Below are 13734 nucleotides of genomic sequence, written 5' to 3'. Positions count from 1 at the left end.
ACCGAACCGAAGGAGCATTGTGAACCCGACCCCGCAAGACGATCTGCCCCCGATGACCGAGCAACGCCGCAAGGGCCTGGCGACGATGTCGGAGGTGTACGGCTGGGAGATGTCCGACGGTCCGGGCGACTTCTTCGCGCACACCGCCGATCAGGTCTTCGGCGAGGTGTGGAGCCGCGAGGGCCTCACCCACCGCGACCGCAGGCTGGTACTCCTCGGCGCGCTGGCCGCCAACGGTCAGGTGGACGTCGCCGAGATCCAGGCGGCGGCGGCGCTCGGCAACGGCGAACTCACGCCGGAGGAGCTGAACGAGATCGGACTGTTCCTCTGCTACTACGTCGGCTGGCCGCTGGGCACCAAGATGACGATGATGTTCGGCGAGGTCGCCGGCAAGCACCGGAAGTCCGAGCACTGAGCCCGAACCCGCGCCCGTCGAGACCGCGCACGACCATAGGCTGACCGGCATGGACTTTCGATTGGTAGACCTCAGCGCCGACGAGATCGCTGCGCAGCTCGCCGTGGTGGAACCGCTGACCGAGTCGGTCCGCGCGCTGATCGACGCGGTGATCCGCACCGAGGTGCCCGACGACGATCTGGACGACGCGCGCCGGCGGATCGACGCGGTCACCGCCTCACTGCGCGCAGCGCAGAGGCCGGGCAGCTACGGAGTGCCGTTCACCCGCGACTTCACCGGCATGCCGTGGGGCAACGCGGCCGTGGGTGTGCGCAACGCCATCGCTCCCCCGCTGCGGGTCGACCACCACGACGACGGGACGGCCACCGCTCGGGTACGGCTCGGCGCCGCGTACGAGGGCCCGGCCGGCCTGGTCCACGGCGGGATCTCGGCCATGCTGCTCGATCAGATGCTCGGCGAAGCGGCCAGCGTCGGCAACGGAACCCCCTGCTTCACCGGCACGCTCACCGTGAAGTACCTGCGCCCGACACCTCTCGGCGACGTCGATCTGCGCGCCCGCACCACCGGATCGGAGGGACGGAAGGTCTTCGTGCGGGCCGAACTCTGCGACGCGGACGGTCCGACGGTGACGGCGGAGGGAATCATGGTCTCACCGAGGAATCTCCCGTCCCGGGATCAGATCGCGAAGTTGCGTGCAGCGACCGCCGCAGATCACGACGCCTGACGACGAGGTCAGGACGTACCTGCGTCCGGACCGTTCCCGTCGGTCTCCACGAGCCAGCGCTGGGCATCGGCGTAGGCGGTGTCGAGACCACCGAAGACATGCCGGGACGCGGGCACGACATTCTCCTCGCCCAGCGCTCGGACCAGGCCCGCTCGCGTCACCGCGTCGATCATCGCGGGACTGACGCCCGCGAGCATGAGACGCCCGCCCGACTTCCGCAATGCCTCGGCCTTCGCGCGCAGCAGCTTCTGCAGTGTCGCCGACGGCACGTCGGGCAGGACGCGTACGTTCAGAATCACCACGAACCGGCCCGGTGCGGAGGGCGGCGCCGGCCACGTCTCGGAGATGCGGGGCACTTCTGCGAACAGCGCGACGCCGGCGTAGTACAGCACGGTGATCCCGTTGGCGGGCAGCGTCTTCGGCGGTTCTTCCAGACGCCAGCCCTCGTCGTCTCGGACCAGCGCCAGCAGCCGGGCGCTGCGCGCCGCCTGAACGCAGTACAGCACCAGCGAGATTCCGGCACCGACGAGGATCGCGTACTGCAGGGGGATCTGGGTCGTCGCGAGGAAGGTCGCCACCATCGCGACGGCGCTCAGCGGCGCCGTGCGCAGAACCAGAGTGACGTCGGCCCATCGACCCTGAATCAACTCGAACCCGATGACGAACAGCAGTCCCCCGATGACAGGCATCGGGATGATCTGCGCGGCGGCGCCGGCGATCAGCACGAGAACCACCAGCCACGCACCGGCGAAGACGCCCGCCCAGCGGCTCGTCGCGCCCGCGGAGACCGCGACACCTGTGCGGGACAGGGATCCGCCTGTCGGCAACGATCCGAAGAAGCCGCCGACGATGTTGGCCGCACCCTGCGCCGAGAAGTCCCCGGACGCACTCGCCTTCGATCCGTCCGGGTTCGGCACCGCCGCCGAGATGCCCGCTGCCTGAGCGAGACCGACCAGGGCGATGGCGAACGCTCCGAGAACGAGGTTCGGGAATGCACTCAGATCCGGAAACGTGAACGGCGGCAGACTGTTCGGCACCTTCGCGATATCACCGACGGTCTCCGTGTCGGCACCGGTCACCGCGGCCACCGCGGTGACCGCGACGAGTGCGATCAGCGTGGCGTACGACTTGACCGGTCTGACGAACTGCAGAACTCCCCACACCGCGACGGTGCCGAGCGCCACCGCCACCGACGCCCCCGACCATTGGGGCACGTGTCCGAGCACCTCGACGAACTTCACGACGGTGTTGTGCCGTTCCGGGTCGTAGCCGGTGACGTCGCCGAGCACCCCCGCCACGATCTGTACGGCGATGCCGACCGTGAATCCGGTCATCACGGCGCTCGAGACGAAGTCCATGATCGCGCCGACGCGCAGCAGACCCATCACCAGCATCACGGCACCGACCGCCACCGTCAGCATCGCGATGTTCCCGACGTCGTGCGGGTCGAGGCCGGCCGAGGACAGCACACTCTGCGACGACAGTGCGATAGCGCTGGTCAGGGTGGTGACCATCAACGCGGTCCGGGCGAACATCGACCCCACGAGTGTCGAGAGCATCCCCGAATACAGACCGCTGACCGGATTGAATCCACCGATCGACGCGTACGCCATCCCCTCCGGGATGGAGAACAACGCGGTCACCAGACCGGATACGGCATCCGCTGGTCTCGGCCGCGAGATGTTTCGGATCCGGCGCATGATCGCTGACACGGCCACCTCAGACGTTCCTCTCCGTATCCTGCGAACCTCGTCGGATCTCGACCGGCCGAGCACTCAATTCCGGTGCGTTAGCCACCACCAGCCACGCCGCGAGCGTGGAGAAGAGCAGTGGAACCATGAGATCCATCTGCGGCACGATCGCCAACCCGAGGAACAGACTCAGCCAGCCGTTGCGCGCAGCGGCCACCGAGATCCCGACTACCGACGCGCTCACGCACAGGGTCAGCGGTATCGAGGTCCAGAGTGTGTGAACGCCGAATCCGAAGGCCGCTCCGATGAACACCGCGGGGAAGATCCGGCCGCCCCGGAAACCTGACGCCCCGGCGACCAGCAGCGCGCACAGCTTCACCGCCGCGAACACGAAGAATCCCATGGCGGTGGTGGTCGCCACCTCGCCCGGCAGCTCGTTCATCTGCTCGAGGCCTTTGAACAGGGTGATGGTGCCGCCGAGCGCACCGAGGCCGCCGAGGACCGCCCCGGCCACGGTCAGCCGCACCACGGGACCGGGCAACCGGGTGTTCAGCAGTCGGTGCAGGGGGTCGAAGAGCGCGGCACCGACCACGCCGACGGTTGCCGCGGCCGCCGCGACACCGATGGCGAGGAGCACGTGGACCACACCGCCGATCGTCTCGTCCGGCAGACCCATCGACAGCCCGAGATCGGTGAAGTGCAGCATCACGAACGAACCGGTCGCCGCGGCGACGAGCGGCACGTACAGCCGGTGCCACAGCGGGACGCGGGGATCGCCGCTGTTGAGTTCGGACAGCATCAGCGCCGCGGCGACCGGTGTCCCGAACATCGCGCCGATCGTGGCCGAGGTCGACAGCCCCATCCACTCCTTCTGCCCCAGCTTCGGCACGATCCGGACACCCAGCCCGACGATGATCGCGGCGTTGATCGCCATGATCGGGTTCTCCGGCCCCAGGCTCACCCCGCCGGACAGGGTCAGAACGGTGGCGAGCACGAGGCCGGGGAGCACGCGTATTTCGAGAGGAGTGGAGACGAGTCCCTCCGTCGCCGGATCGGGGCCGGCATGGCCCGGCAGGTACCGGATCACGAGTCCGGCGAGCAGACCGACAGCGGTGAGCGTCCCGAAGATGAACCAGCCGTTGTCGCCGGACACGCCGAGCGCGGCACTGAGATCGTCCCAGACCAGTTTCTGAACCAGTTCTGCGAGCGCCGAGACGCCCCACAGCCCGAGCGCGCACAGCGCGCCGACCGCGATCCCGACGGGGGTCAGCGCGATCATCTGCGCGACCGGCGACCGGACCGTCGGCGTTGCAGCGGCGGAGGACCCGGTTTCATCCATCGCAGTCCTTTCGTCGCCCGTCGCGCGACCCACGCGTCCGGCATGGTCGGTAACCCAATGGTCGGCCACTGCAATGGTCGGTCACTGCAATGGTCGGTCACTGCAATGGTCGGTCACTGGGGCCCGGCGGATCCGGAGGCGTCACCCGCGGCGAATGACCCACCCGGCTCGATCGTTCCCACCGGTCCGCCGGCCACCGATCGGCCGTTCGGTAGCGTCGAGGCCATGTGTGACGATCATCGCATGGAGCCCTTCTCCGCCGAGGAGTCCGAAGCCGTTCAGCGCATCTGGCGAGAGCTGGGCATTCCGGGTCTCATCGACGTGCACACCCATTTCATGCCGCGCCGGGTGATGGACAAGGTCTGGGCGTACTTCGACTCCGCCGGCCCGATGCTCGGCAGGCAGTGGCCGATCGCCTACCGGGCCGACGAGGACCGCCGCGTCGAGACGCTGCGCGCGTTCGGTGTGCGCGCGTACTCGTCGATGATCTATCCCCACAAACCCGATATGGCCCGATGGCTCAACAGTTGGGCGGCGGAGTTCGCGTCGGCGCACCCGGACTGCCTGCAGACGGCGACCTTCTACCCGGAGGAGGGGGCCGCGGCGTACGTCTCCGAGGCGATCGACGCCGGAGCGAGGATCTTCAAGTCGCACATCCAGGTCGGCGCGTACTCGCCGATCGATCCGCTGCTCGACGGCGTGTGGGAACGGATCGACGACGCGCAGATCCCCGTGGTGATCCACTGCGGTTCGGGTCCGGCACCGGGCGAGTTCACCGGCCCGGAACCGATCGACGAACTGCTGCGGCGGTTCCCGAGCCTGCCGCTCATCGTCGCGCACATGGGCACCCCCGAGTACGAGCCCTTCCTCGCACTCGCCGAACGGTACGAGAACGTCCGGCTCGACACGACGATGTCGTTCACCGCGTTCTCGGAGGAGTCGGCGCCGTACCCCCGCGAGCTCTTCGGCCGGCTCCGGGACGTCGGCGAGAAGATCCTCTTCGGCAGCGATTTCCCCAACATTCCGTACAGCTACACCGAGGCGCTCGCCGCCTGCGCCCGGCTCGACCTCGGCGACCGCTGGCTGCGCGGCGTGTTCCACGACAACGCCGCCGCGCTCTTCGGAATCGGCTGACACCGTGTATGTCGACACGACGATCGTCTGTCGATTGGAGCAGATGGGCGCGGCATCGGCCGCCGCCGAATCGGCCGGATACGACGGAGTGTGGACCTTCGAAGGCGCCCACGATCCGTTCCTGCCGCTGCTGCTCGCCGCGGAACGCACCGAGCGGGTACGGCTCGGGACCTCGGTGGCGATCGCGTTCGCCCGAAACCCGATGCTGCTGGCGACCACCGCATGGGACCTGCAGGCCTATTCACGCGGGCGGTTCGTGCTCGGCCTCGGCACTCAGATCAAGCCGCACATCACCCGGCGATATGGGATGCCGTGGAGCCGCCCCGCCGACCGGATCCGCGACATGGTCACTGCGATCCGCGCGATCTGGGACAGCTGGGAGACGGGCGGCCGCCTCGACCACCGCGGCGAGTTCTACCAGCACACGCTGATGCCGCCGCTGTTCCGGCCCGACGCGCGAGAGGTGGAGGGCTTCGGTCCGCCGCCGATCTGGCTTGCGGGCGTGGGGCCGAGGATGACGGCGGTCGCGGGCGAGACGGCCGACGGATTCCTCTCGCATCCGCTGTGCCCGCCCGCGTTCCTGCGTGAGACCACCCTGCCCGCGTTGGCCGCAGGCGCGGCGTCGGCGCGGCGCCGGGTCCCGGAGGTCCACCACTCGGCGATGGTGATCACCGGGCGCGACGCAGCCGACCGCGCGGCGGCGCGCGAAGCCGTGCGGACGCAGGTCGCGTTCTACGGCTCCACGCCCGCCTACCATCCGGTGCTCGAAGCCGTCGGCCGCGCCGAGCTCGGCCCCAGGCTGCACGAGCTCTCACGCGCAGGCGACTGGACGGCGATGGCTCAGATGGTCGACGACGCGCTGGTCGACGCCGTCGCGGTCACCGTCGACGACATCGGCTCGGGCGCTGCCGAGTTGGTGGATCGGTACGGACCGTGGGTGGACCGGCTGGGCTTCAACACGCCCTACCGCGCCGATCCGGCACTGCTCGCGGACCTCGCCGCCGCGGTCCGGGAGGCCGCGGTCACGAGATCCGCACCACCGCCTTGCCCCGCACGCGACCCTCGGCCAGATCGGTGAGCGCCCGCGGCAGTTCGGCGAGTTCGTAGACGTGGTTCACCGGCGGTCGCATCCCCTCCCCGACCAACCGGACGATGTCCTCGTGCAGCAGCCCGGGCACCTCGGGGTGCGTCCGGATGTATTCGCCCCAGGCCGCGCCGACGACGGAGATGTTCCGGAAGAGCACGCGGTTGAGCTTCACCGTCGGGATGCCGCCGGCGGCGAAGCCGATCACCACGAAACGGCCGTCGGGCGCGACGGTGCGGAGCGCCTCGTCGAAGACCTCACCGCCGACGGGATCGATCAGCACGTCCACGCCTCCCCCGGTGCGCTCGAGGACCCGGTCCTTCCACCCCTCGGTCAGTGCGATGACCTCGTCGGCGCCCAGCGCCCGGAGCATCTCCTCGTTGCCGGTCCGGTGCACCACCGCGACGACCCGGGCGCCGAGTGCCTTGGCGACGATGATCGAGGCCACACCGATGCCGCCCGCGGAACCGAGCACCCCGACGGTCTCGCCGGTCCGCAGATTCGCCCGCATCTTCAAGGCGAACAGCGCGGTCTGGAAGTTGATGCCGAGCGCGGCGCCCTCGTCGAAGCTCAGTTCGTCGGGCAGGGGGAACAACTGCTGTTCGGCCACGGCGATCTGCTCACCGAATCCGCCGAGCATCGATGCGACGACCACGCGGTCGCCGACCGCGAACCGACCGCCCTCCGGAGCCGCGGCGACGACGCCGGCAACCTCGGTGCCTGGAACGAAGGGCAGCGGCGGCCGCAGCTGATACTCGCCGCGGCTCATCAGCAGGTCGGGGAAGCACACTCCGCACGACCGCACATCCACCAGGTACTGACCCGCTTGCGGCTCGGGAGCCGGAATCTCTTGCAGTTCCAGGCCTTCCGGGCCCACTTCATTGACGATCACCTGTGCTTTCATGACTTCCACGGTAACCGTCGGACACCTGTCTATACGATTGAACGATGGCATTGACCTCCCCCACCAACGGACTGTCCGACGAGCGTCTGCGCGTAGCCGACGAAGCACCCGGCTTCATGCCGCTCGATGAGGCCCTCGCACTGCACGAGGCGGCGACGTCGTATCTCTCGCAGCCCGACTCGGTCGGCATCGGCGTCGAGATCGGCACCTACTGCGGAAAATCGACGGTGTTCCTCGGCGCCGCCGCCGAAGCACACGGCGCCCTGGTGGTCACCGTCGACCACCACCGCGGTTCGGAGGAGCATCAGCCGGGCTGGGAGTACCACGACACCGAACTCGTCGACAGTCACAGCGGACTGCTCGACACGGCCGCCCGCTTCCGGCGGACGATGTACGACGCCGGGCTGGAATCGACTGTGCTCGGGTTGCTCGCGCCCTCGACCGCCGCCGCGCGGGTCTGGGGACGCGAGGTGGATTTCGTGTTCATCGACGGCGGCCATTCGATGGAAGCCGCGCAGAACGACTACGACGGGTGGTCCGGGTGGGTCCGCGCCGGCGGCGCACTCCTCATCCACGACGTCTTCCCCGACCCGAACGACGGCGGGCGGCCGCCGTACGAGATCTACCGTCAGGCCCTCGACTCCGGCCGGTTCACCGAGCAGTCCGCGCACGGTTCACTGCGCGTCCTGCGGCGGATCCGCTGAGCCTACGCGGCGACTCCGAGTCCGAGCTTGCCCGCCAGCTTCTCCAGATACGAGCGCGCGGTGTCGGCGTTCTCGTCCGGCAGCCCGTAGAGGACGCGGGTGACTCCGATCCGGTCCCACCGCGCCAGACGCTCGGCGTCCGGCCGCATGTCGAGCGCGACGATCTGCGGTGCGCCGTCGCGTCCCGCGTCGGCCCAGATCGTCTTGAGCAGGGCCACCGACTCGTCGATGTCGGTCTCGCCCGGTGTCGTGATCCAACCGTCCGCATTGCGCGCGATCCACGTGAAGTTCTTCTCGGTGCCCGCCGCGCCCACCGACACCCCGATGGTCCGGGACGGTTTCGGCCACGCCCAACTGGGACCGAAATCGACGAACTCGCCGTGGTACTCGGCCTCGTCCTGCGTCCACAGGGCGCGCATCGCCTCGAGGTATTCGCGCAGCATCGTGCGCCGGCGGCCCGCCGGGACGTGGTGGTCCGACAACTCGTCCAGGTTCCAGCCGAAGCCCACGCCGAGGCGCACGCGTCCGCCCGACAGGTGATCGAGGGTCGCGATCGTCTTCGCGAGGGTCAGCGGGTCCGACTGCACGGGCAGCGCCACCGCCGTCGACAGTTCGATGCGCGAGGTGACCGCCGCCGCGGCCGCCAACGACGTCCATGGGTCCAGCGTCCGGGTGTACCTCTCGTCGGGGAGACTCGCGTCGCCGGTCCGCGGGTGGGCCGCCTCGCGCCTGGTCGGGATGTGACTGTGCTCGGGCACGTAGTACGCGGCGAAGCCCGCCTGCTCGATCAGCGGCGCCAACTCGTGCGGTCGCAGACCGCGGTCGCTGGTGAACTGCACGATTCCGTAATCCACTTGGCCCTCCGAACTCAGACGCCCTCACTGGACGCTAGACTGGACACTAGTCCAATCATCGCCCTTGCGCTACCGGTTCATCGGCTGCGAGACGGTCGTCGTCGAGTTCGGCGAAGATGCCGCCGGCGGGTGTCGCACGGCTGATCGCGTCCGCCGCGAGGATCACCGCGGCCGACGTCCAGCAACTGCGCTCCACCGGCCAGCGCTTACCGTCCGCGAAGACCAGCCCGGTCCAGTACGAACCGTCGGGATCACGCAGGTGCTGAATCGACTCCACCATCGCCGCCGCGCGATCCACGTCGCCGAGCGCCTCCAGCGCCAGCGCGAGCTCGCTGGTCTCGGCGCCGGTGACCCACGGGCGATGGTCCACGCACCGCGCTCCCAGTCCGGGAACCACGAACCTCTCCCACTCCGCATCGATCTGCGCGCGGCCGGCATCGCCGCGCAGGGGCCCGCCGAGAACCGGGTAATACCAGTCCATCGAATGCTTGCCGGCCGGGACGAAGACCTCGTCGGGCCGGGTGAACGCCACCGCGAGGTCACCGCGCGCACGCTCCCACGTGCCGGCGTCGGCTCCCACCTCGCCCGCGATGCGGATACCGCAGCACAGCGCCGAGTAGATGCTCGAATTGCCGGTCCGGAGGGCGTCGTCGAACATGGCTCCGGTCCGGTAGTCGGCCGCCCATCGGAACGCCCCGTCGCCGCGCTGGAACATCAACACCCGGTCCAGAGCGGCACGCACCGTGGGCCACATGCTCCACAGGAAGGCCTCGTCACCGGTGATCAGATAGTGATGCCACACTCCTACCGCGATGTAGGCGCAGAAGTTGCTGTCGACGCCGGGGTCGACGACCCGCCCGGCCCGCAGCTCCATCGGCCAGGAACCGTCGTCGCGCTGGGTGTGCGCCGACCATTCGTACGCCGCACGAGCAGCGTCGAGGTAGCCGCTCGCCGACAAGGCCATCGCCGACTCGACGTGATCCCACGGGTCGGTCTTGCCGCCCGGGAACCACGGAAGCGCACCGTCGGGCTCCTGCATTCCGACGATCGCGGCTCCGGTCGCGCGCACTTGCGCAGGCGTCAGGACGCCGGACACGGAGGGGACGGCCATCGTTACGCGGATTCGGCGAGTCCGGCCGGCTTGCGCAAGTAGATCGCCACCGACTTCCCGACGAGCGGATTCAAGAGTTGCTCGCCCGCGCGGGTGACCCACGGCTTACTCATCATGTCCCACACCAGCATCTTGTGATAGCCGCGGACCAGCGGATTGCGGTCGTTGTCGACGCCGACCGCGCACTTGAGCCACCAATACGGCGCGTGCAGGGCATGCGCGTGTCCCGAGCCGGTGATCTCCAGGCCCGCCGCAGCGAGCTTGTCGGCGAGCTCCGACTCGCGGTAGATACGGACGTGGCCGCCCTCCACCTCGTGGTACTCGTCCGAGAGCGCCCAGCACACCTTCTCCGGCCAGTAGCGGGGAACGGTGACCGCAGCCGACCCGCCGGGTTTGAGGATGCGGACCATTTCGGCGATGGCCGCCTCGTCGTCGGGGATGTGCTCCAGGATCTCCGACATCAGCACGACGTCGAAGGACTCGTCGTCGTAGGGCAGCGCGAGCGCGTCGCCGACCTCGGTACGCGCGACGCCCGATTCGGGAACCTCCCCCGCCGCGGCCAGCGCGCCGAACATCTCCGCGACGTCGGCCATGTCCTTCTCGTTCTGGTCGAAGGCGATGACCTCCGCACCGCGGCGCAGCATCTCATACGAGTGGCGGCCCTGACCGGCGCCGATGTCGATGGCCTTGACTCCCGGTCCGACGGCGAGACGGTCGAAATCCACAGTGAGCACGTGTCAGTTCCCTTCGCCCGCGGCGGCGTCGACGGCCGCCCGATATCGATCCGCTGTCGCTTTGGCGACTGCCGACCAGCTGTACCTCGAGGTGGCACGGGCGCGACCGCCCGCGCCCGTGCGCGCCGCCAGTTCCGGATCCTCGAGCAGCCGGAGCAGCGCCTGCGCGAGAGCGCCGGCATCGCCGGGAGGAACCAGAAGGGCGGCCGACTCGTCCTCGCCGACCACCTCCGGGATCGCGCCCGCACGAGTCGCCACCAGCGGTGTGCCACAACTCATGGCCTCCACCGCGGGCAACGAGAAGCCCTCGTACAGCGAGGGCACACAGGCGATCTCCGCGCTCGCCAACAGGTCGGCCAGCTCGGCGTCGTCGAGTCCGGAGACCACCGACACCCGCTCGCCGATGGACAGTTCGTCGATCAGCCGCGCCGAGGGGCCATCCGGATCCAGCTTCGACACCAGCGTGAGGTGCACGTCCCGTTCGACGGCCACCTTGGCGACCGCCTCCAGCAGGTACGAGACCCCCTTGAGCGGTGCGTCGGCGCTCGCGACGCACACGATCCGCCCGGGGACCCGCTCGCCGCGGGGCGCGTACAGATCGACGTCGACGCCCAGCGGGATGGTCGCCAGTGCGCCCGGCTCCACGTGAAACGCATCGCGGATGTCCTGTTCGCTGCTGTTCGAGACGGTCAGCAGCGACGGAATCCGCCGCGCCACGCGGCCCTGCATCGCCAGGAACGAATGCCACCGCCACGCGCTGATCTTCTTCAGTCCCACGGCGGCCTTCACCGCCAGCGAACGGTCGCGGGTGATCGGGTGATGGATCGTCGCCACCAGCGGGAAACCCTGACGCTTGATGTCGAGCAGCCCGTAGCCCAGGCATTGGTTGTCGTGCACCACGTCGAAGTCGGCTCGCCGGCCGCGCAGCAGCCGCGCCATCCGCAGACTGAACGTCAGCGGTTCACCGAACGCCGCGGTCCACATGGCCGCCACCTCGAGCACGTCGATCCAGTCGCGATACTCGCCGAGCCGCGGAGTCCGGAACGGTTCGGGTTCGCCGTACAGGTCCAGGCTCGGCACCTTGGTGAGCCGGACGCCGGCGTCGAGCTCGGGATACGGCTGACCGGAGAAGACCTCCACGTCGTGGCCGAGTGCGACCAGTTCCCGCGAGAGATGGCGGACGTACACGCCTTGGCCCCCGCAGTGCGGTTTGCTGCGGTACGACAGCAGCGCGATCCGCACTAGAGGGCCTGTCCGACGGGATCGGCCTGACCGGCCACGCCGGTCATCTCCTCCACGGAGACGAACTTGACCCGTCGGCGGCCGGACTCCGACCCGGCCTCGCGTTCGGCCGCGTCGATGCGTTTCCAGCCGGCCAGATCCACGCGATGTGCGCCGCGAGAGGCCACCAGGTCGGCGACGTCGGAGTTGTCGACCGCGGGGTCCGTCAGCGCGCCGGCGGCGAAGTCGGCCAGGATCGCCGCCGCGGCCTCCTCGCCGCACAGCCGGTTCCGGCCGATGCCCCCGGTGGGTCCGCGCTTGACCCAGCCGGCGACGAAGACGCCCGGAATCGGATCCCCGGCCGACCCGTCGAGGACGCGGCTGTCGGCGTTCGGGACCACCGACCGGCCCTCGTCGAAGGGCAGGCCCTTGATCGGCCGGCTCCGGTATCCGATCGACCGGACGATCAGCCCGGCGTCGAGCTCGGAGATCTCGTCGGTGCGCTCGATCCCGCCGTCGCCGATGTAGCGGTTGCGCACCAGCTTCACCGAGGCGGCCGCACCGTCACCGGTGATCTCCACCGGAGAGGTCAGGAAGCGGAATACGATCCGTCGACTCCCCTCGGTCCGCGGCATCGCGGCGAACTCCCGGGCCAGGCGGATCTTGGTCGCGATCACCGAGTCCAGCGAGTCGTCGGCCAGCGCGGCCGCCGTCTCTTCGGACAGCGTCAACTCCGATTCGTCGATCACCACGTCGACGCCTTCGAGGTCGGCCAGCGACACGAACTCCCCGTTGGTGAAGGCGCCGTGCTCGATACCGCGCCGTCCCACGACCACCACTTCGCGCACCTTGGACGCGCGGAGGACGTCGAGTGCGTGGTCGGCGATGTCCGTCCGTGCGAGCTCGTCGGGATCGGTGACCAGGATGCGCGCCACGTCGAGCGCCACGTTTCCGTTGCCGATCACCACCGCGCGCTCGGCACTGAGGTCGAACTCCCGCTGTGCGTGGTCGGGGTGGCCGTTGTACCAGGCCACGAAGTCGGTCGCGGCGATCGAGCCCGCCAGATCCTCACCGGGGATGTCGAGGCGGCGGTCGTGTGCGGCGCCGACGGCGTAGAGGACGGCACCGTAGCGTTCGCGCAGTTCGTCGTGGGTGATGTGCTCGCCCACCTCCACGCCCAGGTGGTAGGTGAAGTTCCGCTTCCGCTCCACCGCGGCGAAGGTCTCCTCGACCCCCTTCGTCTGCGCGTGGTCGGGGGCGACTCCGGCCCGGACCAGCCCGTACGGGGTGGGCAGACGGTCGAACATGTCGACGCGCACCTGGGCCTTCTTGACCAACTCCTGGGCGGCGTAGAAGGCGGCGGGCCCGGCTCCGACGATGGCGACACGGAGTTCGGTGTCGGGCAGCTGCGGCGGCTTGGGATGCCGCACGAGTCCGCCTTCGACGTCGTGGTCCTTGTAGTAGTCGGCGTTGATCTGGAGGAAGGGCTCTTCCCTCTCGGGCAGCTGATCGTCCGGATAGATCGCGCTCACCGGACACTCGTCGATGCAGGCGCCGCAGTCGATGCACGTCTCCGGGTCGATGTAGAGCATCTCGGCGGTGAGGAAGTCCGGTTCGTCCGGTGTCGGATGAATGCAATTGACCGGGCAGACGGCAACGCAAGATCCGTCGTTACAGCAGGATCGCGTGATTACGTGCGTCATCTGGGACATCCCTTCGAGCTCAAGGGTGAACGTGTTCTAGTTTCTCCGAGAGTACCGTATTCGAGGTCACACCCCGCCATGCCCGAAGCGTATCCCCGTCTCCGGACGAAGCAGAG

13 protein-coding genes are annotated in these 13734 nt (G+C 69.1%); 5 read left to right on the top strand and 8 right to left on the bottom strand.

Annotated features, from left to right (window positions below; translation table 11 throughout):
* Positions 1-52 precede the first annotated feature (52 nt).
* Both P5P27_RS02120 and P5P27_RS02115 read left to right on the top strand, forming a co-directional pair.
* Entirely contained in the window at positions 53-415 is a 363-nt protein-coding gene (locus tag P5P27_RS02120) for a carboxymuconolactone decarboxylase family protein (RefSeq protein WP_039866654.1), read from the top strand.
* Positions 416-464: 49 nt separating this feature from the next.
* Positions 465-1139 (top strand): PaaI family thioesterase, encoded by a 675-nt coding sequence (locus tag P5P27_RS02115; RefSeq protein ID WP_062367400.1) that lies wholly within the window; start codon positions 465-467, stop codon positions 1137-1139.
* An 8-nt stretch (positions 1140-1147) separates the two neighbouring features.
* Here P5P27_RS02115 and P5P27_RS02110 read toward each other — a convergent pair whose 3' ends face one another.
* Together P5P27_RS02110 and P5P27_RS02105 are read right to left on the bottom strand one after the other, a co-directional pair.
* Positions 1148-2857, bottom strand: coding sequence for a SulP family inorganic anion transporter (locus P5P27_RS02110; protein ID WP_006894437.1), 1710 nt, complete (start codon positions 2855-2857; stop codon positions 1148-1150).
* 1 nt (position 2858) lies between these two features.
* A complete protein-coding gene (locus P5P27_RS02105) occupies positions 2859-4169 on the bottom strand; it encodes an ion channel protein (protein WP_278126166.1) in 1311 nt (436 codons plus the stop codon).
* Positions 4170-4394: 225 nt separating this feature from the next.
* Between P5P27_RS02105 and P5P27_RS02100 the strand changes: the two genes are divergently transcribed.
* Positions 4395-5303, top strand: coding sequence for an amidohydrolase family protein (locus P5P27_RS02100; RefSeq protein ID WP_062367426.1), 909 nt, complete (start codon positions 4395-4397; stop codon positions 5301-5303).
* Between the two features lie 43 nt (positions 5304-5346).
* Complete coding sequence (locus tag P5P27_RS02095; RefSeq protein WP_278126164.1) at positions 5347-6381, top strand: TIGR03617 family F420-dependent LLM class oxidoreductase; 1035 nt, start codon at positions 5347-5349, stop codon at positions 6379-6381.
* On the opposite strand, the gene P5P27_RS02090 is transcribed toward P5P27_RS02095, so the two are convergent.
* Positions 6326-7291: an NADPH:quinone oxidoreductase family protein gene (locus tag P5P27_RS02090; protein WP_197462931.1), complete on the bottom strand. Its 966-nt coding sequence runs from the start codon at positions 7289-7291 to the stop codon at positions 6326-6328. The two genes, P5P27_RS02095 and P5P27_RS02090, sit on opposite strands and share 56 nt — an antisense overlap.
* 44 nt (positions 7292-7335) lie before the next feature.
* Between P5P27_RS02090 and P5P27_RS02085 the strand changes: the two genes are divergently transcribed.
* Entirely contained in the window at positions 7336-7995 is a 660-nt protein-coding gene (locus tag P5P27_RS02085; RefSeq protein ID WP_006894432.1) for a class I SAM-dependent methyltransferase, read from the top strand.
* Between the two features lie 2 nt (positions 7996-7997).
* On the opposite strand, the gene P5P27_RS02080 is transcribed toward P5P27_RS02085, so the two are convergent.
* Genes P5P27_RS02080 through P5P27_RS02060 form a run of 5 tightly spaced genes read right to left on the bottom strand, consistent with a single transcriptional unit; the run spans position 7998 to position 13618 of the window.
* Positions 7998-8849 carry an LLM class F420-dependent oxidoreductase gene (locus P5P27_RS02080; protein ID WP_006894431.1) on the bottom strand — a complete coding sequence of 284 codons (852 nt, stop codon included), beginning with the start codon at positions 8847-8849 and terminating at the stop codon, positions 7998-8000.
* A gap of 55 nt (positions 8850-8904) precedes the next feature.
* On the bottom strand, positions 8905-9960 hold the full coding sequence (locus P5P27_RS02075) for a prenyltransferase (RefSeq protein WP_278126161.1): 1056 nt from the start codon (positions 9958-9960) through the stop codon (positions 8905-8907).
* Positions 9961-9962: 2 nt separating this feature from the next.
* Complete coding sequence (locus P5P27_RS02070; protein WP_006894429.1) at positions 9963-10694, bottom strand: class I SAM-dependent methyltransferase; 732 nt, start codon at positions 10692-10694, stop codon at positions 9963-9965.
* Between the two features lie 3 nt (positions 10695-10697).
* Positions 10698-11936, bottom strand: a complete 1239-nt coding sequence (locus tag P5P27_RS02065; protein WP_062367404.1) for a glycosyltransferase family 4 protein — start codon at positions 11934-11936, stop codon at positions 10698-10700.
* Positions 11936-13618 (bottom strand): FAD-dependent oxidoreductase, encoded by a 1683-nt coding sequence (locus P5P27_RS02060; RefSeq protein ID WP_278126158.1) that lies wholly within the window; start codon positions 13616-13618, stop codon positions 11936-11938. Before P5P27_RS02060 ends, P5P27_RS02065 begins: the two co-directional genes overlap by 1 nt.
* Between the last annotated feature and the right edge of the window lie 116 nt (positions 13619-13734).

Source organism: Gordonia sihwensis (assembly GCF_029632925.1).
Classification (GTDB): domain Bacteria; phylum Actinomycetota; class Actinomycetes; order Mycobacteriales; family Mycobacteriaceae; genus Gordonia; species Gordonia sihwensis.
Note: the sequence above shows the minus strand (reverse complement) of the source record. Positions and strands in the feature narration are given on the sequence as shown.